The organism is Olleya sp. R77988 (assembly GCF_044594215.1).
Lineage (GTDB): Bacteria > Bacteroidota > Bacteroidia > Flavobacteriales > Flavobacteriaceae > Olleya.
Window position 1 is genome coordinate 1,202,602 of the sequence record NZ_CP138988.1, and the last position, 24,551, is coordinate 1,227,152.

The following is a 24,551-nucleotide window of genomic DNA, read 5'->3' on the forward strand; positions in this document are numbered from 1 at the left end:
GACTACGAAAGTAGATAAATTTAGTTGGTATTAAAACCAAAACACATATTTATATGAACAAAAAACTATTAATTTTAGGAAGTGTATTAGGATTGTTAAGTGTCGTTTTAGGTGCTTTTGGTGCACATGGATTAAAAGACTTAATACCTGTAGAATCCATTAAAACCTTTGAAACTGGAGTACGTTACCAAATGTATCATGGTTTATTACTTTTATTTGTTGGTAGCCAAAACCTAATACCATATAAAGCAAAAACAATACTCTTTTATTTAGTATTAATAGGTGTTATCTTTTTTTCAGGTTCTATTTATCTGTTGGCAACAAATAGTGTTACCTCTTTTGATTTTAAAACAATAGGATTTATAACTCCAATTGGTGGTTTACTGCTAATAGTAGGTTGGCTGGTTTTAGTGTTAAATTTTATAAAACTTAAACAGAATAAATAGGTTTTATTTAGTCTATCTCTTTTATAAATTTTAACTTTGCAGTATAAACAACACAAACAAATTATGGTAAACCATACCCAATTTACGAAAACGATTGCGTTAGAGCAATACGGAATCAAAAATGCACAAATTAAATATCAATTATCTCCTGAAGATTTGCAAGAATTGACTATTGAAAAAGGTCAAGGGAAAGAAGCATCTTCTGGTGCTTTAGCAGTTAATACTGGCGAGTTTACTGGACGTTCTCCTATGGACCGTTTTATTGTAAAAGATAGTATTACAGAAGATAAAATATGGTGGGGAAATATTAATATTCCTTTTGATGCTGATCAATTTCAAAAATTATACGATAAGGTAACAGATTACCTATCTAATAAAGAAGTTTTTGTTAGAGATAGTTATGCATGTGCAGACGAAAACTACAAACTTAATATTCGTGTTATTAACGAGTATCCTTGGAGCAATATGTTTGCTTATAACATGTTTTTACGTCCTACAGAAGACGAATTAAAAGATTTTTCTCCAGAGTGGACTATTGTTAATGCACCTAGTTTTATGGCTGATCCAGAAGTTGATGGTACACGTCAACACAATTTTGCGATTTTAGATTTTACTAGAAAGATAGCACTTATTGGTGGTACAGGTTATACAGGCGAAATTAAAAAAGGAATATTTTCTGCTTTAAATTTTATTTTACCTGTATTTAAAAACACCTTACCAATGCACTGTAGTGCAAACGTTGGTAAATCTGGTGATACTGCAATTTTCTTTGGATTATCAGGTACAGGAAAAACAACCTTATCTACAGATCCAGACAGAAGTTTAATTGGAGATGACGAGCATGGTTGGACTGCAGAAAACACTGTGTTTAATTTTGAAGGTGGTTGTTACGCTAAAGTAATTAACCTATCTGCAGAGCAAGAACCAGAAATTTTTAGTGCCATTAAAAAAGGCGCAATTCTAGAAAATGTTATTTTAAATGAAGCTGGAGAAGTTGATTTTGAGGATACTTCTATCACACAAAACACACGTGTAAGTTATCCAATACATCATATAGAAAATATTAGAAAACCATCTATAGGAGAAAATCCAAAAAACATCTTTTTTTTAACAGCAGATGCATTTGGTGTGTTACCTCCAATATCTAAATTAACTCCTGCTCAAGCAGCCTTTCATTTTATATCTGGATATACTGCAAAAGTAGCAGGTACAGAAGCTGGAATTACAGAACCTGTACCAAGTTTTTCAGCTTGTTTTGGCGCACCATTTATGCCTTTACATCCAACAAAATACGCTGAGATGTTAAGCAAAAAAATGAAAGAAGCCAATGTAAATGTTTGGTTAATTAATACAGGTTGGACTGGTGGTTCTTATGGAGTTGGAAGTAGGATTAAGCTTAAGTATACTAGAGCAATGATTAGTGCTGTGTTAAATGGTGATTTAGGATTATATAATTATAAAGACTATCATATCCATTCTGTATTTGGTGTAGCACAACCTAGAACTTGTCCAGGAGTACCAACAGAAGTATTAAGCCCAAGAGCAACTTGGAATGATGATAAAGCCTATTATAAAACAGCATTTAAATTGGCTAACGCTTTTAGAGAAAACTTTGAACAGTTTGAGTCTTATGCTAGCGAAGAAATTAGACGTGGTGGACCACAACGTTATACAGAATAATAGTTAAATTAAGTGTTAACTAAAAAAGCGCAATTTGAATTTTTCAAATTGCGCTTTTTGCTTATGTAATGTAAAGGTTTTTATTTTCCTTTGTTTGCTTTGTCAATGTATTTTTGAAGTGCCATAGTCATAGATGGTGTCTCAGGTGTTGGTGCAGCAATATCCACACGTAATCCTTTTGCTTCAACAGCTTTTATTGTAGTGTTTCCAAATACAGCAATTCTAGTATTATTTTGTTTAAATTTTGGAAAATTTTTAAATAAAGAGTCTATTCCACTTGGACTAAAAAACACTAAAATGTCATAAGTCACATTCTCTAAATCTGAAAGGTCACTAATAACCGTTTTATAAAACACAGCTTCTTTCCAATTAACACCTAAACCATTTAACGTTTCTGGGACAGAAGGTTTTAGTTTATCTGTAGTTGGTAGTAAAAAAGTTTCGCCTTTATATTTTTTAATTAATGGAGACAAATCAATAAAATTACGCTTTCCAACATAAATTTTACGTTTTCTGTACACAACGTATTTTTGAAGGTAAAAAGCAACTGCTTCAGATTGACAAAAATATTTCATGCTATCTGGCACTTTAAAGCGCATTTCTTCTGCAACTCTAAAAAAATGATCTACAGCATTTCTGCTGGTTAAGATTATAGCGGTATAGTTTGTTAAATCTATTTTTTGTTGTCTTATTTCTTTGGAAGGTACACCTTCAACATGAATAAAAGGTCTAAAATCTATTTTCACCTTCTGTTTTTCAGAGAGATCAAAATAAGGCGAATTTTCAATTTTAGGTTCTGGTTGGGAGACTAAAATGGTTTTCACTTTCATATGTTGCTTCATTTAATTCAGACCTAATTTGTTGTAATCATTTTATATAAAACAACATAAGGTGCAATTTCAAGTGCGCAAAGATACAAAATAAAATAAAACAAGCTCTTTTTAAAGGCATTAAGATTATTTTTAATAAATAAAAAGAGCCCAAAAATTAAAATTAAAAATAAAAAACCAACAAGTATAAAAAAGCTAATTTTATTAGGTTTTAGAGTGTAAATTAAAAAAGCATTAATAGGTAATAATAGTAAGCCAATAAAGTTTCTAAAACTTATAGTTTGAAAAAGGTATTTGTCAATAATAGGCTCTATATCTAATACACTAGAGAGTAGTCTTTCAAAAAGGACTTTTAATATTAAGAATAGTCCTATTAAAAAAGAATATTTAAAAATGCTTAATTGAGACACATCATTTTGACCAATATAGCTTAAATAAATAAAAAGTAAAAGACCTAAATTTAAAACTAAATTAGAAAACAGTAAGCCTTCAAAGACATCCAAAAAACGTTGCTCTCTTATATATAAACTAGAATATCTTGAGTTAAAAAGCAAATAAGCAAATTCGTTAAAGCGTTTTGCGAATAATAATTTAGATAGTGCAACTAAAAGTAAACAACCCATTATGGTTAATGTTAAAATATCTACATTGTTAAACTCTCTAAGCATGGTATAAAATTATTGTTTTTTAATAGGAAAACGATTAATAATTTAAGTAATTTTTATAAAAAAGTAATTTTATAAAAATGTACATTTGCCTAAACTTTAACAAGTATTGATGCAGGACGCTGTTGTAATTATACCAACCTATAATGAGATTGAAAATATTGAAGCTATTTTAAGAGCAGTTTTTGCACTTCCAAAAGCGTTTGATGTTTTAGTTGTTGATGATAATTCTCCAGATAAAACTGCAAAGAAAGTTAAGGTTCTTCAGGAAGAGTTTAAGGATAGATTATTTTTAGAAGTACGACAAGAAAAAGCAGGTCTTGGTACTGCATATATCCACGGATTTAAATGGTGTCTAAAAAAAGATTATCAATTTATTTTTGAAATGGATGCAGATTTTTCTCATAACCCTAAAGATTTAGAGCGTTTATATGATGCCTGTCAAAAACAAGGTGCAGATGTTGCTATAGGATCACGCTACGTTAAAGGTGTAAATGTTGTAAATTGGCCATTAGGAAGAGTCATTTTATCTTATGGAGCATCCATGTATGTAAGATTAATTACAGGAATGAAAATTAAGGATGCTACTGCTGGTTTTGTTTGCTACAAAAGACAAGTATTAGAACAACTAGATTTAAACAAAATAAAATTTGTTGGCTACGCTTTTCAAATAGAAATGAAATTTAAAGCGCATTTAAAACGTTTTAAAATTACTGAAGTTCCAGTAATATTTACAGATAGAACAAAAGGAGAATCTAAATTGAGTTCCGGAATAATTTCTGAAGCTATTTTTGGAGTAATTACAATGAAATTGAAAAGTTTATTTAAAAAATAAAGGAATTATGCAACCGAGAATTACACTTATTAAAAATGCAAAAATCGTTAACGAAGGGACTATTTTTAATGGTGACATACTAATTGAAGGAGAATTTATCATTAAAATAGGAAAATCCATTAGTGCAAAATCTGCAGATGTAAATGTTTTTGATGCTGAAGGTAAATATTTAATTCCAGGAGCAATTGATGATCAAGTTCATTTTAGAGAGCCTGGTTTAACACATAAAGCAAATATTGAAACAGAATCTAGAGCAGCAATTGCTGGTGGTATTACTTCTTTTATTGAAATGCCAAATACCAATCCGCAAACCACAACAATAGAGAAACTTGAAGAAAAATTTGAAATAGCATCTAAATCTGCATGGGCAAATTACTCATTTATGTTTGGTGGTACTAATGATAATTTAGACGAAATTTTAAAAGTCAATAAAAAAGAAGTTGCTGGATTAAAATTGTTTTTAGGCTCATCTACAGGTAATATGTTAGTTGATAATCCAGAAATTTTAGAAAAAATATTTACAAGTACAGATTTATTAATTTCTGTCCATTGTGAAGACGAAGCAACTATTAAAGCAAATTTAGCAGTTTATAAAGAACGCTATGGAGATGATATTCCTGTCAACTTTCATCCAATAATTAGAAGCGAAGATGCTTGTTATATTTCATCTTCAAAAGCAATAGAATTAGCTAAAAAAACAGGAGCACGTTTACACGTTTTTCATCTATCAACAGGAAAAGAAACAGCACAGTTTTCAAACAAAACTCCTTTAAAAGATAAAAAAATAACAGCAGAGGTTTGTATCCACCATTTGTGGTTTAGCGATAAAGATTATGACGAAAAAGGAACATTAATTAAATGGAATCCAGCTGTAAAAACAGAAAAAGACAAAGCACAGCTTTTAGAAGCGTTGTTGGATGATAGGATAGATGTAATTGCTACAGATCATGCACCACATACAATAGAAGAAAAGTCTAATAACTATGTAAACGCACCTTCTGGAGGACCATTAGTACAGCATGCTTTGCCAGCTTTGTTAGAAATGCATCATAATGGATTGATTAGTATTGAAAAAATTGTAGAAAAATTTTGCCACAATCCAGCTATTTTATTTGAGGTTGAAAAGCGTGGTTATATAAAAGAAGGGTATTATGCAGATTTGGTTTTGATAGATTTAAATAACCCATGGACAGTAAAAAAAGACAATATTTTATATAAATGTGGATGGTCGCCTTTTGAAGGAACAACTTTTAAATCTAGAATAACACACACCTTTGTAAATGGTGGTTTGGCTTATAAAAATTTTAAATTTTATGATACTAAATACGCTAAGCGCTTAACTTTTAATAGATAATTATTTTGAAAAAACACACTTTTATATACCTTTTAGCTGCGTTATTATTTGTCTCTTGTTATGGAATTGAAAAACCAAACAAACCAGATAATTTAATTAGCGAAGACAAAATGGTTGAGGTATTGGTGGAATTGTCTATAATGTCTTCTGCAAAAGGAATAAATAAAAGAGAGCTTGAAAATAGAGGTATAGTTCCTGATACTTTTATCTATAGAAAACATAAAATAGATAGTATACAATTTGCAAATAGCAATAATTATTATGCTTATGATATTGAAAAATATAGTGATATTTATGCTAGAGTAAAAGATAGTTTAGAAAAACTGAGAACAGCCTTTAAAAAAGAAGACTCTATTAGTAAAGCTAAAAAGCAAAAACGTCTTTTAAAAGAAGACAAGCCAAAAAATTTAAAAAAAACAAATACAATTGATACATCCCAAATTAAAAAAAATCGCCTTCAAAAAAAGAAGAAGTAGCTTTTAAACTATCATCTACAGACTTAAAAGTATAGTTTAAATCTGTCTTTATTTTTTGGTTACTGTATTGGGTTTTAGACATTACAGAATATGCTGTTTGCTTTGATAACTGTCGTCTTTTTCCTGTTAGTTTGTGTTTTAGCCAATCTAACCTCCAGCCAATACCAAGTAAAAATTTTGAAACTTCTTTTTTAGGTGCTTTTACACGTAATAAACTGGCAATTTTATAAATAAAGTCTTTAAAAGACCTGTTTTCTGCAACCAAAATATAGCGTTTGTTTTTAATACTGCTTTGCATAAGTTGCGTCATTACTTTTACAACGTCAAACACATCTACATAACCAGAGCTACCACTTGGATAATATTTCATTCCTTTATAGGTCAATTTAATTAAAGAGCCACTTCCATAATCCCAAATTCCTGGACCTATAATAATTCCAGGGTTTACAATGACAGCATCCAGACCTTCTTGTGTGCCACGCCAAACCTCTAGTTCTGCTCCATATTTAGTAATAGCATAAACGCTATTGTCAAATTCAGGGTTCCACTCTGTGTCTTCCGTAATTAGATTAGTTTCAATTGTTGGTGTACCAATAGCTGCAACAGAACTGATATAACATAGTTTTTTGACTTTGTTACTAATACTTAAATTTACAATATTTGCTGTTCCTTCTATGTTTGTCTTACGTAGTAATTCAAATTTATTAGGTTCAAAAGATACAAAAGCTGCACAATGGTAGACTTTTGTAATGTCCTTAAAAGCGTCAGTTAATTGCGGAATGTCATTTAAGCTGGCTTTAACCCATTCAATTTTATTAAATAAAACCTCAGGAGTTTTAGAGTAATATCCAAAAATACGTTTGACGTTAGCAAATTTCTTTTCATTTCTATAAATAGCACGTATTGGTTGCTCTTCATTTAATAAATGAAATAACAAATGTGCGCCAACCAAACCAGTACCTCCTGTAACTAAAATCATAACCCGAAGGTAATAAATATTAGATATTGTGTGCAGTTTATAACACGATTTTTATCTTTGTGCTTCTATAAAAATCTATAAAATAATTATGGCAAATAATTTTGTTGAAGAATTGCGTTGGAGAGGTATGTTACATACTGAAATGCCAGGAACAGAAAAACACCTTTTAGAGCAAATGAGGAGTGCTTATGTTGGTTTTGACCCAACAGCAGATTCCCTACACATTGGTAATTTAGTACCAATTATGTTATTAGCACATTACCAGCGTTGCGGACACAAACCAGTTGCTTTGGTTGGTGGTGCAACAGGAATGATTGGTGACCCTTCTGGTAAATCTAGCGAGCGTAATTTACTTAATGAAGAGACCTTAAGACACAACCAAGAAGCTATAAAAATACAATTATCACATTTTTTAGATTTTACAAGTGATGCTAAAAACGCTGCAGTTTTAGTAAATAACTACGACTGGATGAAAGACTTTTCATTCCTAGAATTTATAAGAGATGTCGGTAAGCATATAACTGTAAACTATATGATGGCAAAGGATTCTGTTAAAAACAGGATTTCTTCAGAGTCTTCAGATGGAATGAGTTTTACAGAGTTTACATACCAATTAGTACAAGGGTATGATTTTTTACACCTTTACAAAAACATGGATTGCTCTTTACAAATGGGAGGAAGTGATCAATGGGGAAATATTACTACTGGAACAGAACTTATTAGACGTATTGACCAAGGAAAAGGTTATGCAATTACATGTCCATTAATTACAAAAAGTGATGGTTCTAAATTTGGTAAAAGTGAAGGTGGAAACGTTTGGTTAGATGCTAACAGGACATCACCTTATAAGTTTTACCAATATTGGTTAAACAGTAGTGATGAAGATGCAGAAAAATATATTAAAATATTTACTTTTTTAGAAGAAGACACAATTAATAAACTAATTGAAACACATAAAGAACAACCACATTTAAGAAGTTTACAAAAACGATTAGCTGAAGAGATTACAGCAATGGTACATTCTAAAGAAGAGTTATCTAATGCAGAAAAAGCATCAGGTATTTTGTTTAGCAAAGATTTTAAAAATGAAATTAAGCAGTTAAATGAAAACTTGTTTTTAGATGTTTTTGAAGGTGTACCACAAGCAGAAGTAAGCAGAGATAAAATTGAAATTGGTTTAGATATGATTGCTGCATTAGCTGCCGAAACTAATTTTTTAGCCAGTAATGGTGAAGCGCGTCGTGCTTTAAAAGAAAACTCTGTATCTGTAAATAAAGATAAAGTAAAAGACGATTATAAGTTGACTACTGATGATTTAATTAACGATAAATACATCGTTATTAATAGAGGTAAAAAGAGTACTTTTATTATAAAAGTTAAGTAAAATATAAATGCCTGCTTTTTCAAGCAGGCATTTTTAAAGAAAATTAGTTAACCAACTAAAACTAATTTTTCTTTCTCATATTCTAGTTGGTCGATATTTTTTAAAATTCCTTACAAGACCATTAAATTACAACCTCTAATATCACTATTATCAAAACGTCCAATAATTTCAAATTGTTTATTTGGTAATAATCGTCCTAAATCTTGAGTTGCTATAAAAGCACAAGAGTTAATATTTGCTAAGTCAATAATATTAATACCTCCTGTTTTTTTAGTATTAAAAACAGTTAATGCATCTTCTGTATCTCTGGTTAAAACTTTCATCCAAGGAGGACAGTTAAAAACACCGTTTCCTTTGGAGTAGGCTTGGCTTAATAATTCTGTCATACCATATTCGCTATGTATATTATTAACACCAAAACCTTTTTTTAGAAGCAAGTGTAACTCTTCTCTAATTAATTCTTTTCTTTTACCTTTCATGCCACCTGTTTCCATTATAATGGTATTATTAAGGTTAAAAGTATGTGTTTCTATTAAATCTAAAAGTGCAAAACTGACACCTATAAGTAATACTTTTTCATTTTTTTTATCAAGTTTAATTAGTGTATTTTTTAATTCACTTAAATTATTTAAATAAAAGCCACTATCTGGTTTTTTTGAATCTTTAATTAATTGATTAACCATATAAACCAAAGACGACCCTTCACGTTCTAAATAATTAGGTAATAAGGCTAAAACAGTGTAATCTTGAATATTTTCATAAAAATGACTAAAACCTTTTTTAAAACTATATTCATAGATTTTAAGGTCAGTTACATGATGTTTACTGGTTATTTGTCCTGTTGTTCCGCTACTTGTAAAAGTAGTTTCGATGTTTTTTTTATTACTTAAAATTTGATGTGTTTTAAAAAATTGAATGGGTAAAAACGGAATTTGATTTAATTTTTTTACATCACTTGGATTAATATACAGTAGGTCGCAAAATGAACGATAGATTGTATTGTTTTCAAATTGAAAACGAAAGACATCTAAAGCTATTGCTTTAAATTCTGCTTCGCTAGAAATAGAAAATATGTCGTTAGTGTTAATCATTCAGAATAAAAAACAAAAGTATTGAAAATAAAAAAGCGTTACTAATTAGTAACGCTTTTTAAAAATATAAAGTTTGAAGCTTATTGGATAACTAATTTTTTAGTTACTGTAGCATCGTTTTGTTTAATATTTAAAATGTATACACCAGACTTTAAGTTAGACACATTTAATGCAGTGTTATTTAAAGTTTGCTTTAATACTTGTTTTCCTAAGATATCAAAAACAGTTACGTTAATAGCAGCATTATTTGATGTTGCTATATTTACAAAACCTGTATTTGTTGGGTTAGGATATACATTAAAGTTGGCTTGGTTAAAAGCGTTTACAGATAAAACATCGTTAGTATAAACAGCTAATGGGTAAGGTGTAGCAGCAGTTGCGTTAGTTGTTTCTCCATCTAAAGCGTTAGGTCCGCTAAAAGTCCAGTTTGCAACAACAAATGTTCCGTCAGGACCTGTGTTAGTTACTCTATAAGCCCATCCATCTAAATATTCCCAAGCTTCACCAGAACCATCAGTATCTACATCTCCAAAAGTGTCTATTATTGTAGCACCTTCGTATAATTCTATCGAATCATCACCATTGATTCCTACAACACCTGTTGTGTAAGTAGGAGCAAATCCGAAGAAGTTAGTAAATTCTGTAGCTTCTGTAGCTACAAAAATACGGTCTCCAGCAGAAACAGCATCAGCAGGAAAAGTAAATTCTATATTTCCAGCAGAAGATCCTCCACCATTACTTACAGAGCTAATTCCAAATAAACTTAAATCTGCAATATCTGCTAAAGCAACTAATTCGATACCTTTTGGTGTTCCTCCAGGAAGAGGTCCATCATATGCTCCAACTAATACTAAAGCGTTTGTAGCAGCTCCAAAAACATTACCTATTAAGGCAACTGTTTGGTCTGCAGCTGGCGAAGAAGATACTGTAATGTCTCCAGAATAACTATTAACAGCTAATCCAGATGCAAGTCTTACAAAAACTTCTGTGTTTGCAACTGTACCTCCAGTTTGAGCAACGGTTACAGATGGTCCAAAACCTGTTCCTGTAGTTAAAGACACTTCAAAATCTGCAGGAGCAGTAACTGTAATATCTGATGTTAAAAATAACCCTTCAACAAAAATAGACTCTTCGTTAGATGGTCCAGAACCTGTTGCATAATTTAATGCTCCTGGTGTTCCAAAAACACTAAATTGTGGTACAGCTGGAGAAACAGTTCCTGTTAATGCTAAAGTAGCATCTGTTGCTCCCATTGAAGCAGCAGTAATGTCTCCAGAATAAGTATTAGCAGAAAGCCCAGAGACTAATCTTACATAGACAGCAGTTGTACTTGCAGACCCTCCAGTTTGAGCAACTGTAGTAGATGGTCCATAAGGTCCAGCTGCAACATCAGCAACTTCAAAATTTGCTGGAGCAGTTACAGTAATATCTTGTGTTAAGTTTAAACCTGACACATTAAAAGATTGTTCTGTTGAAGGACCATTTCCTTCAAAATAATCTAAACTAGAAACACTACCAGTAATTGTTACTGTAGGTGTCGTATTCATTGTTGTTGTGTATGTTCCAAATGGGACAAGAGAACCTAAGGTAGTTCCACAAGTACCATCTAATAAGTTTTGAGCACCAAAAGTAAAATCTAATGGGTCAAATGCACCTGCATTAGCTGGTACACCATCAACTCTGTAATAGTAAGTATCAACATGTTCCCAAGCAGTACCAGTTCCGTCAACACCATCTTCACCAAATCTATCTTCTACAGCCATAGCTGCATCAACTAATTGAAAAGCATCGTCACCATTACTGCTAATACCAGAATTAGAAACAACGTTTGTAGTAATTCCAAACTCTGCAGATAAAGTAGCACTGTCATTAGTGATATAAGCAAATTCATTTGTAAGTGTTCCTAAACTTGATAAATCCATATTAGATCCAAAGCCACCACCATTTGATTGTCTTTGTAAATTCCAACCAGTAAAATCAATTGTTCCATCCACATAGATTTCTACAGTTCTACCTACAGCTCCAGAACATGGAGAATCAGCATATCCTGTGATCACAGCTTCTTGCGCTAAAGACACAGTAGATATTAAAATTGTTAAAAGTAAAAAGTAAAGTTTTTTCATAATTTAAGTGTGTAAAATTTAGGGTGTAAATATACACAGAAAATTAACTTTAAACCAATAATTTAGAGTACTATAACACAACTTTACAATTAAATAACATCTTTTTAATGCTTTGACTATCAGATTTCTAATTAATTACTGATTCTCTGTTATTTACCAACGTCTAATTATTATCTGTATGTTATATAATTGTTATTAATTTTTTATAAACAGATAGTTTTGTTAATAATTTTATCTTTACATTAATAATCACGATGATAATTCAAGATTTAATTCTATGAAATTTCCTTAATAAGTATTTATTTTTCAAAAGAATGACTACTTTATGGAAGTACCATGTGACCGATAAAGAATAATAGAATAGACACATGAATAAAAAAGGTATTAAAATTCTTTTAGTAGATGATGAGCCAGATATTTTAGAAATTGTTGGGTATAACCTAACTAATGAAGGCTATCAAATAGTGACAGCTAAAAATGGTATAGAAGCTATAAAAAAAGCAAAAAAAGAAAAGCCACAACTTATTATATTGGATGTGATGATGCCAGAAATGGATGGTATTGAAGCTTGTGAAGCTATAAGGAAAATACCAGAATTAAGTGCTACTCTTATTACATTTTTAACTGCACGTGGAGAAGATTACTCTCAAGTAGCTGGATTTGATGCAGGTGCAGATGATTATATTACAAAACCAATTAAACCTAAAGTTTTAGTAAGTAAAGTAAAAGCATTATTACGACGATTAAAAGCTGAAGAAGAAAGTAAAGATTTATTACAAATAGGTAATCTTGTTATAGACAGAGAAGAGTATAAGATAATTTTAAACGATGTCGAGATAATTTTACCAAGAAAAGAATTTGAACTATTATCTTTGCTTGCCTCCAAACCTGGAAAAGTATTTAAAAGAGAAGATATTTTAGATCAAGTTTGGGGTAATGAAGTTGTTGTAGGTGGACGTACTATTGATGTGCATATTAGAAAGCTACGCGAAAAAATAGGCGACAATAGCTTTAAAACAGTAAAAGGAGTTGGTTATAAATTTGTTGAATAGTTGAAACTAAAAAAGACATATAAATTTGCATTAAAAACTTCGTTTTTAATCACTATTTTTTTAACGCTCTTAATGGGTGTTTTTTTATATGTGTTTTATACAATCAATGTTTTTAACCTTTTTTTGTTTGCTGTCATAACATTTTTATTGTCATTTTTAGTCACTCAATATCGTGTAGAAAACTTTATATATAAACGTATAAATCAAATTTATAAAGATTTAACCCTTCTAGAGTCTGCAAGTTTTAGTAAAGAAAGTATAACAACAGATATGGCTACGCTTACAAAGCAGATAGACCAATATGCAAAAGACAAAAAGTTAGAAATAGAAACTTTAAAAGTTAGAGAAGAGTACCGTAAAGAGTTTATGGGAAATGTATCTCATGAATTAAAAACACCTTTGTTTACAGTCCAAGGTTATCTAGAAACCTTATTGGATGGAGCTATGGAAGATCCTAATGTTGCAGATAAGTACCTAAAACGCGCTACTAAAGGTGTCGAGCGTTTAGTATATATTGTTGATGATTTAGATATGATTACCAAATTAGAGGTAGGAGATCTTAGGTTAGATGTTAAAAATTTTGATATTGTTGCACTAGTTGAAGGTGTTTTTGATCTGTTAGAAATGAAAGCTTCTAAAAAGAAAATAACCTTAACTTTTGATACAGATTATAATGAACCTATTTTGGTAAAAGGAGATCAAGAACGTATCCAACAAGTTTTGACTAATCTGGTGGTAAATTCTATTAAATATGGAAGAGAAAAAGGAACAACAGAAATTAGTATAGAGCGATTAATAAAAAATAAAGTTATTGTTAGAGTAACAGATAATGGAGAAGGGATAGAAACAAAATATATCCCAAGATTATTTGAACGCTTTTTTAGAGTCGATAAAAGTGGATCGCGTAAAGTTGGTGGTTCTGGTTTAGGTTTAGCTATCGTTAAGCATATTATTGAAGCGCATGACGAAAAAATCTATGTGGAAAGCGAAATAAACATTGGAAGCGAGTTCTCTTTTACGTTAGAAAAGGCGGAATAAATCTTTAAAATTTATTACATTAGTAAAACTATTAAGACCAGAATAATCTGTAATACGATTTAGTTGCTTTAATGAAAATTCATCTTGATTACAACTAGGTACCATTTTTTTATCATCTAAATATTTAGCTAAATATTCTTGTTCAGATTGTCCAGGAGTTGGAATAAAAAATGCCCTTTTACCTAGTTTAGCCAAATCCATAATAGTAGTATAACCTGATCTAGAAATAATAATTTCGCTATTATTAATCGCATTTTGTAATTCTTTGGTTTGCATAAAATTGTAAATGGTAAGTAGGTTGTCATGCGTTATTGTATGCTCAGATTCAATTTTACCTTTAACAAATAAGATAGATTTCTTATTATTTACTAATTCTTTCATTAATTTTTTCTCCAGAATAGTGCGTTGTGGTTCAGGACCAGAAAGCAATACTAAAATATCGTATTTTGGTTTAGTATCTATTTTTTTCAACCGACTTAAAGGACCAATATATTTAATTTTTAACTTTTTGTTTTTAAAATCATGACCTAGTTTTCCACTTAAATTTGGTTCATTTTCAAAATCCGGAATCCAACATTCATTAAATTTATTTAAATATCTGTCATGAAAAAATGTACTTACTCTTGTAGTGCTTCCACTTAAAACATTTAATTGGTGCGTAATAAAAACAGATGGGATTTTTTTAGAATAAACACCTAATCTATTGTCAGAAATTATACCTTTAATAGTATAATCTTGTATTATTTTTTTAACAGCTTGCCTTTCGTCTTTAATAGCCTTTTTAATTTTTGGTAATTGCCAAAACATTATCCATTTAAATCTCTTTTTAGTTTTTGAATATTTAATATTGTAAGAGGGTAATTCTATAAAAACAAGCGTTTTAAATTCTTTTTTAAGTAATTGTAAAGCTTGCCCATCACTAGCAATAATGGGCTCAAACCCTTCATTAATTAAACCATTAATTATAGGAATGCAACGTGTAGCATGACCAATTCCCCAATTTAGAGGTGCAACAAGAATTTGTTTTTTCATTAAAAAGTATACTAAATTCAAAGGTAACTATAATAGAGCTAAACTATATTTCCTTAATTTTACGCCTTAAATAAGAAATAACAGTGGGAAGTAAAAATAAACAAAAACGATTTAGAGAAAACGAAACCTTTGAAAACGTATTCCAACCAACTAGAGAAGAATTGGTCGATGCAGTATATGAAAACAAAGGACAGTGGAATAAAAAAGTGTTTAAAAACAACAACCCATTAGTCTTAGAATTAGGTTGTGGTAAAGGAGAATACACAGTAGCTTTAGCCCAAAAATACCCAAATAAAAATTTTATTGGAATCGATATTAAAGGTGCGCGTTTTTGGAGAGGAGCAAAAACTGCAACAGAAAAAAAACTACCTAATGCTGCATTTTTACGTACACAAATAGAGTTAATAGAATCTGCTTTTGAAGAAAACGAAGTCGACGAAATCTGGATTACTTTTCCAGATCCTCAAATAAAATATAAGCGTACTAAACACAGGATGACTAATTCTCAGTTTTTAAAACGTTACAAAAAAGTCCTTAAACCAGATGGGATAATGAATCTTAAAACTGATTCCGAGTTTATGCATGGTTATACCTTAGGATTATTACATGGAGAAGGACACGAGGTGTTATATGCCAATCATAATGTCTATTTGCAAGAAGGAAGTCCTGAAGAAGTTACTAGCATACAAACACATTATGAAAGCATCTATTTAGAGCAAAACAAACCAATTACGTATATTAGATTTAAAATTAACTAACTATTGAATTTAACAATCACCTTTTTTTTAAGCATGCTTGTCGCATTTGTTGGAGTGATTCCACCTGGATTACTTAATATGACAGCAGCAAAAATTGGAATAAAAGAAGGCTATAGTCGTGGTTTGACTTTTTCAATTGGTGTATGTGTGGTTGTTGTTATCCAAACATTAATAGCAGTTACTTTTGCAAGATATTTAAGCAAACATCCAGAAATTGTACAAGTATTACAGCGTGTTGCATTTGTTATATTTGTATTAATAACTATTTACTTTTTGCTTTTAGCAAAAAAAGAACAAAAAGAAATCTTAAAAGAACCAAGAAAAAGTAAACACAGCCAATTTTTTTATGGTATGTTTTTATCTGCTTTAAATGTATTTCCTATTCCGTATCAAGCTTATATGAGCATAGCTTTAGCTAGTTTAGGATGGTTAACGTTTGATAATATTAGTATCACATCTTATGTTGCAGGTGCAGCAACAGGTACATTTGTAATGTTGTATCTGTATGTGTTTTTCTTTAAGCGTTTAAAAAGTAAACGTTTACAGTCGCAAAAAACTATGAACTATATTATAGGAGGTATTACTGGAATTATATCTATCATAACCTTAATAAACATCATTAACACTTTATAAAATTATGAAGCCAGAAACGCTTAATTTTTTTGATAAAGTATATGAAGTAGCACGACAAATACCCTATGGACGTGTGACTAGCTATGGTGCAATTGCTAATTTTTTAGGCGCAAATAGAGGAGCCCGAATGGTTGGCTATGCCATGAATGGATCACATAGTAAAGATGTGCCAGCGCACAGAGTGGTAAACCGTAAAGGTTTATTAACAGGAAAGCATCATTTTGATGGCACTAACCTAATGCAACAATTATTAGAAAGTGAAGGCGTTATAGTTATAGAAAACCAAATCCAGAATTTTGATGAGGTCTTTTGGAGTCCATCAGAATTGCTTTCGGAATAGTTTTTGTTGCTTAATTAAAATGAAAAATGTATTCTTTACTATCCTTATAATCTTTCTTTCTTTTTCAGCTTGTAAAAAGAAAAACCCATTAAAACTTCCTGTTTTAATAACTTCAGAATATGATACTATTATACAAGTGAATTCTAAAGAAATGATGATTTCTGAGCCTATTGTTTATGGTGTTAATGTAAAGGATACTTTAAAGCTTTCAGGTTCATTTGATTATTTTACAAATGATTATAGAGAACCATTACTGAACGATTTAAATAATGAAGCAGATAGCATCATGATTTTTGTAGATACAAGTCAATTAAATTTTCATACTAATGAAATGAATTTTTACTCTTTAATTCCTCCGCCTCCACCACCTCCTATTAATTATAAAGAATCTTCTGACGATATTGAAGAGTATGATTATTCATATGATACGATACAATTAATGAAGCTCAGAACACTAAGGGAAAGAATACATTATAAAACTTTACCAGTTTATATATTCAATAATTCTGAATCTGACAGAGTTATTTCTAAGCCTATAGTTAACGGTGATTTATTTATGCAAGTTCAAGCAAAAGATAAAAACAGAAATTGGAAACCGATAGAATATAATTATGTTCCAGGGTTTATTTGTGGAACAGGTCATAGAGATTATTTACTTAAATCAAAGCGTTTTATTGTGTCTACAATTAAGAAGTATTCAGGAGATTATAAGACTAAAATGAGAGTTAAGTTTATGTCACAAGAAAAAATATATTATTCCAATGAATTTGATGGAGCAATAAATTATTCTCAATTTAAAAAAGTAGAATCGGTAATTTCTATGGAGAAAAGGTTTCCAGACTCTATAAATGGACAGGCATATTACAAAAGAAAACTTATATTTCTTAATTATGATTAAACATCCCATTATCATCTATAAACCATCATAACTTCCCTTTATAACACCATAAAAAACATCAAACCAACCACTTTATTCTTCAAGGTTTATGTAGTATATTTGCACTTTAGAATCATTCTGAATTAGTTAATAATTACCAAGAGTTGGTTTTGAGAATTCGACCAAAGTCCCAGTTCTCTTTTCTAATCTCTTTTTTCTAGCAAAAAAATGAAATTAAACAAACAAGATATACTTAAAGCATTACAAACCATAACAGTACCAGGAGAAGGACAAAATATGGTAGATAGTGGAGCAGTAACTAACGTTGTAACATTTGCAGACGAGGTTATAGTAGACATTACAATAAAAAACCCAGCGCTTCAGGCACGTAAAAAAACGGAAGTAGAAATACTTAAAACCATCCATGAGCAGGTTTACCAAAAAGCTAAAATAAAAATAAACGTAACAGTTAATGCACCAGAAAAGTCAGCACCAAATGTTATAAAAGGAAAACACATTCCTGGTATTAAAAATATAGTTGCAGTAGCATCTGGAAAAGGTGGTGTAGGTAAATCTACAGTAACTGCAAACCTAGCAGTAACATTAGCAAAAATGGGCTTTAAAGTTGGTGTGTTAGATGCGGATATTTACGGACCATCAATGCCAATCATGTTTGATGTAGAGAATGAGCGTCCACTATCTACAACAGTAGACGGTAAATCAAAAATGAAACCTGTAGAAAACTACGGAGTTAAAATACTATCAATCGGCTTTTTTACAAAGCCAGACCAAGCAGTCGTTTGGCGTGGACCTATGGCAGCAAAAGCATTAAATCAAATGATTTTTGATGCAGCTTGGGGAGAATTAGATTTCTTGCTAATAGACTTACCACCAGGAACAGGAGATATACACCTAAGCATCATGCAATCGCTACCAATAACAGGAGCAGTAATAGTAAGTACACCACAAAACGTAGCATTAGCAGACGCTAAAAAAGGAGTAGCAATGTTCCAACAAGACAGCATAAATGTGCCAGTTCTAGGAATTATAGAAAACATGGCATACTTTACGCCAGCAGAACTTCCAGACAATAAATATTATATCTTTGGTAAAGAAGGAGCAAAACACCTAGCCGAAGACCTACAAGTACCACTTCTAGGAGAATTACCGTTAGTGCAAAGCATTCGCGAAGCAGGAGACGTTGGTCGTCCAGCAGCAATGCAAACAGGTACACCTCTAGAAAAAGCGTTTGAAACAATAACGCAAAACGTAGTGCAGCAAGTAGTGGACAGAAACGATAATCTTCCGGCTACCGAAGCAATTAAAATAACTACTATGGCAGGATGTTCTGCAGTTAATAAAAAATAAATGACAACAGAAGAACTAAGATTAAACGTAGAAAAAGCACTAGAAGAAATCCGTCCATTTTTACAAAGCGATGGAGGAGACATCACACTTCTATCCATAGAAGATAACGAAGTCAAAGTGCAATTAGAAGGCGCATGTACCTCATGTAGTGTCAATCAAATGACCTTAAAGTCAGGTGTAGAAATGACCATCAAAAAGTACGCACCACAAATAGAACGTGTAATCAACGTTGCGTAAAACATAATTTTTGGCGTTACCACAAGGGTCAGGCTCTCGCTACTCGCTCTCTGCGAGGAGCTCAGACAAACCGCTCCATCCTTAACGCAGGCAAAAAGCTAACAAAAGTCATAAAACGTAACCTTTGTTCATTTTACCTTTGTATCAAAATTAAATTTCATGATTAAAACAGACATATTAATAATAGGTGCAGGACCAACAGGTCTTTTTGCAGTCTTTGAAGCAGGATTATTAAAACTTAAATGTCATTTAATAGACGCATTACCACAAGCAGGTGGACAATGCTCAGAAATATATCCAAAAAAACCAATTTACGACATACCAGCATATCCAGAAATTCTTGCAGGAGATTTAACCCACAAGTTAATGGAGCAATGCAAACAATTTGAACCAGGATTTACACTTGGCGAGCGTGCAGAAACTATAGACAAGCAAGACGATGGTACATTTATAGTAACCACCAATAAAGGCACAAAACATCATGCACCAGTAGTTGCAATAGCAGGAGGATTAGGTAGTTTTGAACCACGTAAACCATTAATAGATAATCTAGCAAATTACGAAGACAAAGGTGTTGAGTATATAATAAAAGAACCTGAATTTTACAGAGACAAAAAAGTAGTCATAGCAGGAGGAGGAGACTCTGCTTTAGACTGGAGTATTTTTCTAAGCGATGTCGCTTCAGAAGTAACACTAATCCATAGACGTAGCGAGTTTAGAGGACATTTAGATTCAGTAGAAAAAGTACAAGAATTAAAAAACGCTGGAAAGATTAATCTAATTACACCAGCAGAGGTTGTTGGAGTAGAAGGAGATAATAAAATCGAATCCATTACCATAAAACAAGGTGATGACACCTTTAAAAAAGAGTGTGATCATTTTGTGCCACTTTTTGGACTATCACCAAAATTAGGACCAATAGCAAATTGGGGATTAGAGATAGAAAAAAATGCTATAAAAGTTAATAATGCATTAGATTATCAAACCAACATACCAGGCGTTTTCGCAATAGGAGACGTTAATACGTATCCAGGAAAACTAAAATTAATCCTTTGTGGATTTCATGAAGCAACGCTAATGTGTCAATCTGCTTACCAAATTATCAATCCTGGCAAGAAATATGTAATGAAATATACAACAGTTTCTGGAGTAGATGGTTTTGATGGTACACGTAAAGAAGCACCAAAAGCTGTAGTTAAAAAAATTGAATAAAAAACAGTAATGGAAGTACAAGATATAAATATAAAAATTACAGACAGAGATGGTGTAACACATGACGTTGTAGCACCAACAGATATGGCAATGAACCTTATGGAAGTAGTACGTAGTTACGAGCTTGCTCCAGAAGGAACTATAGGTGTTTGTGGTGGTATGGCAATGTGTGCAAGTTGCCAATGTTATGTTTTAAGTGAAACAGAACTACCAGAAATGCAAGACGATGAAGAAGCCATGTTAAGCGAAGCTTTTGATGTTAAAGACAATTCTCGTTTAGGATGTCAAATCCAAATGACTCCAGAAATGGAAGGTTTGGAGGTAGAGTTAGCTCCAGAATCTTGATATATGACAATAAGATTTAAAGAAGAGGATAACAAAGGAGTTAGCGTTATAAGAATAGTTTCTGTTTTAGCTAATTTGAATGGGAACTCTTTAAGCGAAATGGAGCCATTAATAAAAGAATATAGAGATAAGGGAAGTTTTAGTATTCTTATTAAGAAAGACACATTGTTAAAACATCTAGAAGAAGATTTTGATTACCATAAAATTAAATTTTTAGTAGAATAGTTTTTACACAATTCTATAATCTACCAATCGTTTAGGACCTTCCAATAAAACCCTAACAATTTGTAAAGTACCATCTTCTTTAGTAGCAATTTGCCATTTTATTAAAGAGATAGCTCCATTTTCAATTTCAATTCCAGTAATACTTCTAGGATGGACACAGCTACCATCATTAAAAAAAGCAACGTCTCCAGGCTCAGGAAAACGTGGTCTGTGTGTATGACCAACAATGGTTATTAAGTTGTTTTTTGCGGTAATCCATTTTTTGGTTCTGCGTTCAACTTTTATTAATTCTTTGTAGTTTTTTGCAGGACTTGTTGGGTCTGCAATTCCCATAACATTTAAAGGTTTCCAAAGTACACGTACCATAAATCTACTCCATTTCCAAAAAGTGTAATTCCACCAATCTGCTTGATGTCCATGGGTTAAAAAAACTTCTTGTTGTGTGTCTTTATGTTTTAATATTATAGCTTCGTTGTATTTTATATCTCCAAATAATTTTACTTCCTCTCCAACTTTTGGGTCAAAATAGGTGGATAGATTTTTTTTGACATATTCTGGATTTCTGTAAACCATATCATGGTTTCCCCAAATCATATGCAGTCTATTATCCTCATGAAATTGTTTCATAAGCATATAAACATTTTTATGAGCATTTAAAATAGATTTAAAAGAGAGGTTTTCCCAAAGTTCATCACCATCACCAAGTTCGGCATAATTAAAACCTTCATCAAAATAATGCTTTAGTGCGTGATAATATATATTTCTGTTATTTGAAAAATCATCAGCAAAACTATTGTCACCACGATGACAATCGCTAAATAGTATAAATTTTGAATCATCATCAAACTCTAACACTTTAGCCTCTTTATAAGCTTTATCTAATTTCTTTTTTCCTGAAAACATATAAGTAAAAATAGTATAAAAAAAATACGCATCAAATAGATGCGCATTTTATATTATTAAGGTTTAGAAAAACTCAAAAATATTTTATTTTAATATTTTTAACGATTCCGTCAGAGTAAGTTGCCAAAAGTACCTTAGTGACTTATTTAAAAGCGTTAAGTCCAGTAACGTCTAAACCAGTTATTAGTAAATGGATGTCGTGTGTACCTTCATATGTCACAACACTTTCAAGATTCATCATATGTCTCATAATACTATATTCTCCAGAAATACCCATTCCGCCTAACATTTGTCTAGCATCACGAGCAATTTTTAAAGCCATATCTACATTATTTCTTTTCGCCATAGATATTTGTGCTGAGGTCGCTGTACCGTTTTCTCGCATTACACCAAGTCTCCAAGCTAAAAGCTGTGCTTTAGTAATTTCAGTAATCATTTCTGCTAGCTTTTTTTGTTGTAGCTGAAATTGTCCAATTGGCTTACCAAATTGGATGCGTTCTTTACTATAACGTAAAGCAGTATCATAACAGTCCATTGCTGCTCCAATTGCTCCCCAAGCAATACCAAAACGTGCAGAATCTAAGCAACCTAAAGGTGCTCCTAATCCAGATTTGTTTGGTAATAAGTTTTCTTTTGGGACTTTGACATTGTCAAAAATAAGTTCGCCAGTTGCAGACGCACGAAGTGACCATTTATTGTGTGTTTCTGGCGTTGTAAAACCTTCCATACCACGTTCTACAATTAAACCATGTATACGACCTTCTTCATTTTTAGCCCAAACTACAGCTATATTACAAAATGGCGAATTTGATATCCACATTTTTGCACCATTTAAAAGATAATGGTCACCCATATCTTTAAAGTTAGTTACCATTCCACCAGGATTACTACCATGGTCAGGTTCTGTCAAACCAAAACTACCAATCCATTCACCAGAAGCTAATTTTGGTAAGTATTTTTGGCGTTGTGCTTCGTTTCCGTATTTCCATATAGGATACATTACTAAAGACGATTGTACAGACGCTGTACTACGTACACCAGAATCTCCACGCTCAATCTCTTGCATAATTAATCCATAAGCAATTTGGTCTAATCCAGCTCCTCCATATTCAACTGGAATATAAGGTCCAAATGCACCAATCTCTGCTAATCCTTTAACAATTTGTTTAGGGAATTCTGCTTTTTGAGCATAATCTTCTATAATAGGCGAAACATCACGCTTAACCCATTCTCTAGCAGCATCACGTACTAATTTGTGTTCTTCAGTTAAAAGTTCGTCAAGATTGTAATAATCTGGAGCTTCAAATAAATCTGGTTTCATTTAAGTCTGTGTTAGAATAAACTAATTTGTGTAGTTTATTATTCAAAAACAAAAATAACGAAATCGTTTGCAGAACGCAATTATTATTCTACATTTTAAGATAAAAATCTTTAGTTAGATTTATGTAGTTGTCTGTATATTGGTGTCTTGCGGTTTCAATAATAAGTGACTCAGTTTTTATTTCGCTTTCGCGGAAAGAGAACATCATCAAACTTCTTTTAATTTCAGAATCTGGAGTCCCTTTTACATGTAAAATACTATTTGGAAATAGTTTAAAAGCTTTAGCTAATTTAATAAAACTAGATTCTTCTTTAAAAGGAATAATAACAGAAAACATTCCATTTTCTGAAAGTAATTGCGCAACACTTTCTAGTAAATGATCAAAAGGTAAGGCGTCTGTAAAACGTGCTAAATCACGTTGTGCGTTTTCTGTTTTATAGTCCTCAGAATAAAAAGGTGGATTAGAAATGATGAGGTCGTATTTATCATCAATTTCTTCTGTAAATTCTGCTAAATCTGCATGATAACAAAAAAGTCTATCACTCCAAGGTGCGTTTTCAAAATTGTCAACACATTGCTCATAAGCTAAGTCATCAACTTCTATAGCATCAATTACTTGCGCATTACTACGTTGTGCAAGCATTAAAGACAAAACTCCAGTTCCTGCACCAATATCTAAAACAGAAAAAGGGTTTGCTTTTAATGATGTCCATGCACCAATCAAAACACTATCTGTACCAATTTTCATGGCGCATTGGTCTTGGTTTACAGTAAATTTTTTGAATTTGAATGGTTTATTCATGTTGTGCTATTCTTCCAAGTACAAATCGATTAGTCCTTCTGGAGTTTCAACAATTATTGTTTTATTTGGCTTGTCAACTTTTGAGATAAACTCGTCATTCATTGGTATTAAAATTTCAATACCATCTCTGTCAATTTCAAATAAAGATTGTGCTGTAGAGTCGTTTACACCAGTAATAATACCTACATGACCAAAATTTTTGTCTTCTATATTGAAACCAATAATTTCATGAAAATAAAATTTATCATCTTCTAATTCTGGAAGAAAACTAAGAGGTAAGTAAATCTTACTTTTAATTAATGAATCTGCATCAGCTTCAGTGTCTACATCTTCAAATTTTACACGTAATAATTCAGATTTATGTAATTGAGAGCTTTCAATAAAAAACGGAACAAGGTTACCTCTTAAGTCTATAAGAACCGAATCTAAATTCTCATATAAAGCAGGCTCGTCAGTATCTAACTTTATTAGTAACTCACCTTTAAAACTGTATTTTTTAACAATTTTCCCTAAAAAGAAGCAGTCTTTAATATTCATATAAATGT

27 protein-coding genes are annotated in these 24,551 nt (G+C 31.4%); 17 read left to right on the forward strand and 10 right to left on the reverse strand.

Annotated elements, in window-relative coordinates; translation table 11 throughout:
- Positions 1–53: 53 nt before the first annotated feature.
- A complete protein-coding gene (locus SJY17_RS05440) occupies positions 54–446 on the forward strand; it encodes a DUF423 domain-containing protein (protein WP_397364474.1) in 393 nt (130 codons plus the stop codon).
- Between the two features lie 63 nt (positions 447–509).
- Positions 510–2,126 (forward strand): phosphoenolpyruvate carboxykinase (ATP), encoded by a 1,617-nt coding sequence (gene pckA, locus SJY17_RS05445; RefSeq protein ID WP_397364475.1) that lies wholly within the window; start codon positions 510–512, stop codon positions 2,124–2,126.
- Positions 2,127–2,206: 80 nt separating this feature from the next.
- On the opposite strand, the gene SJY17_RS05450 is transcribed toward pckA, so the two are convergent.
- On the reverse strand, positions 2,207–2,956 hold the full coding sequence (locus SJY17_RS05450) for a uroporphyrinogen-III synthase (protein ID WP_397364861.1): 750 nt from the start codon (positions 2,954–2,956) through the stop codon (positions 2,207–2,209).
- A 23-nt stretch (positions 2,957–2,979) separates the two neighbouring features.
- Positions 2,980–3,624, reverse strand: a complete 645-nt coding sequence (locus SJY17_RS05455) for a DUF4271 domain-containing protein (RefSeq protein ID WP_397364476.1) — start codon at positions 3,622–3,624, stop codon at positions 2,980–2,982.
- A 109-nt stretch (positions 3,625–3,733) separates the two neighbouring features.
- On the opposite strand from SJY17_RS05455, the gene SJY17_RS05460 reads away from it, so the two are divergent.
- The 3 genes from SJY17_RS05460 to SJY17_RS05470 are packed head-to-tail and all read left to right on the forward strand — an operon-like array spanning position 3,734 to position 6,286.
- Complete coding sequence (locus SJY17_RS05460) at positions 3,734–4,456, forward strand: polyprenol monophosphomannose synthase (RefSeq protein WP_397364477.1); 723 nt, start codon at positions 3,734–3,736, stop codon at positions 4,454–4,456.
- 7 nt (positions 4,457–4,463) lie between these two features.
- A complete protein-coding gene (locus tag SJY17_RS05465; RefSeq protein WP_397364478.1) occupies positions 4,464–5,810 on the forward strand; it encodes a dihydroorotase in 1,347 nt (448 codons plus the stop codon).
- Positions 5,811–5,815: 5 nt separating this feature from the next.
- Complete coding sequence (locus tag SJY17_RS05470; protein ID WP_397364479.1) at positions 5,816–6,286, forward strand: DUF4296 domain-containing protein; 471 nt, start codon at positions 5,816–5,818, stop codon at positions 6,284–6,286.
- Here SJY17_RS05470 and SJY17_RS05475 read toward each other — a convergent pair.
- Positions 6,252–7,265: an NAD-dependent epimerase/dehydratase family protein gene (locus SJY17_RS05475; RefSeq protein ID WP_397364481.1), complete on the reverse strand. Its 1,014-nt coding sequence runs from the start codon at positions 7,263–7,265 to the stop codon at positions 6,252–6,254. The two genes, SJY17_RS05470 and SJY17_RS05475, sit on opposite strands and share 35 nt — an antisense overlap.
- 88 nt (positions 7,266–7,353) lie before the next feature.
- Here SJY17_RS05475 and tyrS point away from each other — a divergent pair, with 88 nt between their 5' ends.
- Entirely contained in the window at positions 7,354–8,649 is a 1,296-nt protein-coding gene (tyrS, locus tag SJY17_RS05480) for a tyrosine--tRNA ligase (protein WP_397364482.1), read from the forward strand.
- Between the two features lie 110 nt (positions 8,650–8,759).
- Here tyrS and SJY17_RS05485 read toward each other — a convergent pair whose 3' ends face one another.
- Both SJY17_RS05485 and SJY17_RS05490 read right to left on the reverse strand, forming a co-directional pair.
- A complete protein-coding gene (locus tag SJY17_RS05485; protein WP_397364483.1) occupies positions 8,760–9,740 on the reverse strand; it encodes an acyl transferase in 981 nt (326 codons plus the stop codon).
- A gap of 80 nt (positions 9,741–9,820) precedes the next feature.
- The gene (locus SJY17_RS05490) at positions 9,821–11,863 is read right to left on the reverse strand and encodes a T9SS type A sorting domain-containing protein (protein WP_397364484.1); all 2,043 of its coding nucleotides are present in this window, start codon (positions 11,861–11,863) and stop codon (positions 9,821–9,823) included.
- A 368-nt stretch (positions 11,864–12,231) separates the two neighbouring features.
- Between SJY17_RS05490 and SJY17_RS05495 the strand changes: the two genes are divergently transcribed.
- Both SJY17_RS05495 and SJY17_RS05500 read left to right on the forward strand, forming a co-directional pair.
- On the forward strand, positions 12,232–12,915 hold the full coding sequence (locus SJY17_RS05495; RefSeq protein WP_397364485.1) for a response regulator transcription factor: 684 nt from the start codon (positions 12,232–12,234) through the stop codon (positions 12,913–12,915).
- A gap of 147 nt (positions 12,916–13,062) precedes the next feature.
- On the forward strand, positions 13,063–13,953 hold the full coding sequence (locus tag SJY17_RS05500) for a sensor histidine kinase (RefSeq protein WP_397364486.1): 891 nt from the start codon (positions 13,063–13,065) through the stop codon (positions 13,951–13,953).
- On the opposite strand, the gene SJY17_RS05505 is transcribed toward SJY17_RS05500, so the two are convergent.
- Positions 13,936–14,985: a glycosyltransferase gene (locus tag SJY17_RS05505; RefSeq protein ID WP_397364487.1), complete on the reverse strand. Its 1,050-nt coding sequence runs from the start codon at positions 14,983–14,985 to the stop codon at positions 13,936–13,938. The genes SJY17_RS05500 and SJY17_RS05505 overlap by 18 nt on opposite strands.
- A gap of 83 nt (positions 14,986–15,068) precedes the next feature.
- On the opposite strand from SJY17_RS05505, the gene trmB reads away from it, so the two are divergent.
- The 9 genes from trmB to SJY17_RS05550 all read left to right on the forward strand — a co-directional run bounded on the left by trmB (position 15,069) and on the right by SJY17_RS05550 (position 20,980).
- Complete coding sequence (trmB, locus tag SJY17_RS05510) at positions 15,069–15,743, forward strand: tRNA (guanosine(46)-N7)-methyltransferase TrmB (protein WP_397364488.1); 675 nt, start codon at positions 15,069–15,071, stop codon at positions 15,741–15,743.
- Positions 15,744–15,776: 33 nt separating this feature from the next.
- Positions 15,777–16,376 (forward strand): LysE family transporter, encoded by a 600-nt coding sequence (locus SJY17_RS05515; protein WP_397364489.1) that lies wholly within the window; start codon positions 15,777–15,779, stop codon positions 16,374–16,376.
- Between the two features lie 4 nt (positions 16,377–16,380).
- The gene (locus SJY17_RS05520; RefSeq protein ID WP_397364490.1) at positions 16,381–16,716 is read left to right on the forward strand and encodes an MGMT family protein; all 336 of its coding nucleotides are present in this window, start codon (positions 16,381–16,383) and stop codon (positions 16,714–16,716) included.
- Positions 16,676–17,614, forward strand: coding sequence for a hypothetical protein (locus SJY17_RS05525; RefSeq protein ID WP_397364491.1), 939 nt, complete (start codon positions 16,676–16,678; stop codon positions 17,612–17,614). The genes SJY17_RS05520 and SJY17_RS05525 overlap by 41 nt, the downstream gene beginning before the upstream one ends.
- Positions 17,615–17,821: 207 nt before the next feature.
- A complete protein-coding gene (locus tag SJY17_RS05530; protein ID WP_397364492.1) occupies positions 17,822–18,961 on the forward strand; it encodes a P-loop NTPase in 1,140 nt (379 codons plus the stop codon).
- Positions 18,962–19,198 (forward strand): NifU family protein, encoded by a 237-nt coding sequence (locus tag SJY17_RS05535; RefSeq protein WP_397364493.1) that lies wholly within the window; start codon positions 18,962–18,964, stop codon positions 19,196–19,198.
- 159 nt (positions 19,199–19,357) lie between these two features.
- Positions 19,358–20,410, forward strand: coding sequence for an NAD(P)/FAD-dependent oxidoreductase (locus SJY17_RS05540; protein WP_397364494.1), 1,053 nt, complete (start codon positions 19,358–19,360; stop codon positions 20,408–20,410).
- Between the two features lie 9 nt (positions 20,411–20,419).
- Positions 20,420–20,755: a ferredoxin gene (locus tag SJY17_RS05545; RefSeq protein ID WP_397364495.1), complete on the forward strand. Its 336-nt coding sequence runs from the start codon at positions 20,420–20,422 to the stop codon at positions 20,753–20,755.
- A 3-nt stretch (positions 20,756–20,758) separates the two neighbouring features.
- Positions 20,759–20,980, forward strand: coding sequence for a hypothetical protein (locus tag SJY17_RS05550; protein ID WP_397364496.1), 222 nt, complete (start codon positions 20,759–20,761; stop codon positions 20,978–20,980).
- A 3-nt stretch (positions 20,981–20,983) separates the two neighbouring features.
- On the opposite strand, the gene SJY17_RS05555 is transcribed toward SJY17_RS05550, so the two are convergent.
- The 4 genes from SJY17_RS05555 to rimM form a co-directional block, all read right to left on the reverse strand.
- Positions 20,984–21,883: a metallophosphoesterase gene (locus SJY17_RS05555; protein ID WP_397364497.1), complete on the reverse strand. Its 900-nt coding sequence runs from the start codon at positions 21,881–21,883 to the stop codon at positions 20,984–20,986.
- 142 nt (positions 21,884–22,025) lie between these two features.
- On the reverse strand, positions 22,026–23,204 hold the full coding sequence (locus SJY17_RS05560) for an acyl-CoA dehydrogenase family protein (protein WP_397364498.1): 1,179 nt from the start codon (positions 23,202–23,204) through the stop codon (positions 22,026–22,028).
- 88 nt (positions 23,205–23,292) lie between these two features.
- Complete coding sequence (locus SJY17_RS05565) at positions 23,293–24,006, reverse strand: tRNA1(Val) (adenine(37)-N6)-methyltransferase (protein WP_397364499.1); 714 nt, start codon at positions 24,004–24,006, stop codon at positions 23,293–23,295.
- 6 nt (positions 24,007–24,012) lie between these two features.
- On the reverse strand, positions 24,013–24,543 hold the full coding sequence (gene rimM, locus SJY17_RS05570; RefSeq protein ID WP_397364500.1) for a ribosome maturation factor RimM: 531 nt from the start codon (positions 24,541–24,543) through the stop codon (positions 24,013–24,015).
- Positions 24,544–24,551 lie beyond the last annotated feature (8 nt).

What these genes read in the sequence shown, in the direction of transcription:
- tyrS (WP_397364482.1), top strand. Translation starts at nt 7,354, where the DNA reads ATGGCAAATAATTTTGTTGAAGAATTGCGTTGGAGAGGTATGTTACAT.
- SJY17_RS05565 (WP_397364499.1), bottom strand. Translation starts at nt 24,006, where the DNA reads ATGAATAAACCATTCAAATTCAAAAAATTTACTGTAAACCAAGACCAA.
- SJY17_RS05515 (WP_397364489.1), top strand. Translation starts at nt 15,777, where the DNA reads ATGCTTGTCGCATTTGTTGGAGTGATTCCACCTGGATTACTTAATATG.
- SJY17_RS05550 (WP_397364496.1), top strand. Translation starts at nt 20,759, where the DNA reads ATGACAATAAGATTTAAAGAAGAGGATAACAAAGGAGTTAGCGTTATA.
- SJY17_RS05455 (WP_397364476.1), bottom strand. Translation starts at nt 3,624, where the DNA reads ATGCTTAGAGAGTTTAACAATGTAGATATTTTAACATTAACCATAATG.
- SJY17_RS05560 (WP_397364498.1), bottom strand. Translation starts at nt 23,204, where the DNA reads ATGAAACCAGATTTATTTGAAGCTCCAGATTATTACAATCTTGACGAA.
- SJY17_RS05520 (WP_397364490.1), top strand. Translation starts at nt 16,381, where the DNA reads ATGAAGCCAGAAACGCTTAATTTTTTTGATAAAGTATATGAAGTAGCA.
- SJY17_RS05495 (WP_397364485.1), top strand. Translation starts at nt 12,232, where the DNA reads ATGAATAAAAAAGGTATTAAAATTCTTTTAGTAGATGATGAGCCAGAT.
- rimM (WP_397364500.1), bottom strand. Translation starts at nt 24,543, where the DNA reads ATGAATATTAAAGACTGCTTCTTTTTAGGGAAAATTGTTAAAAAATAC.
- SJY17_RS05555 (WP_397364497.1), bottom strand. Translation starts at nt 21,883, where the DNA reads ATGTTTTCAGGAAAAAAGAAATTAGATAAAGCTTATAAAGAGGCTAAA.
- SJY17_RS05465 (WP_397364478.1), top strand. Translation starts at nt 4,464, where the DNA reads ATGCAACCGAGAATTACACTTATTAAAAATGCAAAAATCGTTAACGAA.
- SJY17_RS05545 (WP_397364495.1), top strand. Translation starts at nt 20,420, where the DNA reads ATGGAAGTACAAGATATAAATATAAAAATTACAGACAGAGATGGTGTA.
- SJY17_RS05485 (WP_397364483.1), bottom strand. Translation starts at nt 9,740, where the DNA reads ATGATTAACACTAACGACATATTTTCTATTTCTAGCGAAGCAGAATTT.
- SJY17_RS05450 (WP_397364861.1), bottom strand. Translation starts at nt 2,956, where the DNA reads ATGAAAGTGAAAACCATTTTAGTCTCCCAACCAGAACCTAAAATTGAA.
- SJY17_RS05505 (WP_397364487.1), bottom strand. Translation starts at nt 14,985, where the DNA reads ATGAAAAAACAAATTCTTGTTGCACCTCTAAATTGGGGAATTGGTCAT.
- SJY17_RS05530 (WP_397364492.1), top strand. Translation starts at nt 17,822, where the DNA reads ATGAAATTAAACAAACAAGATATACTTAAAGCATTACAAACCATAACA.
- SJY17_RS05525 (WP_397364491.1), top strand. Translation starts at nt 16,676, where the DNA reads ATGAGGTCTTTTGGAGTCCATCAGAATTGCTTTCGGAATAGTTTTTGT.
- SJY17_RS05460 (WP_397364477.1), top strand. Translation starts at nt 3,734, where the DNA reads ATGCAGGACGCTGTTGTAATTATACCAACCTATAATGAGATTGAAAAT.
- SJY17_RS05535 (WP_397364493.1), top strand. Translation starts at nt 18,962, where the DNA reads ATGACAACAGAAGAACTAAGATTAAACGTAGAAAAAGCACTAGAAGAA.
- SJY17_RS05540 (WP_397364494.1), top strand. Translation starts at nt 19,358, where the DNA reads ATGATTAAAACAGACATATTAATAATAGGTGCAGGACCAACAGGTCTT.
- SJY17_RS05440 (WP_397364474.1), top strand. Translation starts at nt 54, where the DNA reads ATGAACAAAAAACTATTAATTTTAGGAAGTGTATTAGGATTGTTAAGT.
- SJY17_RS05490 (WP_397364484.1), bottom strand. Translation starts at nt 11,863, where the DNA reads ATGAAAAAACTTTACTTTTTACTTTTAACAATTTTAATATCTACTGTG.
- SJY17_RS05475 (WP_397364481.1), bottom strand. Translation starts at nt 7,265, where the DNA reads ATGATTTTAGTTACAGGAGGTACTGGTTTGGTTGGCGCACATTTGTTA.
- pckA (WP_397364475.1), top strand. Translation starts at nt 510, where the DNA reads ATGGTAAACCATACCCAATTTACGAAAACGATTGCGTTAGAGCAATAC.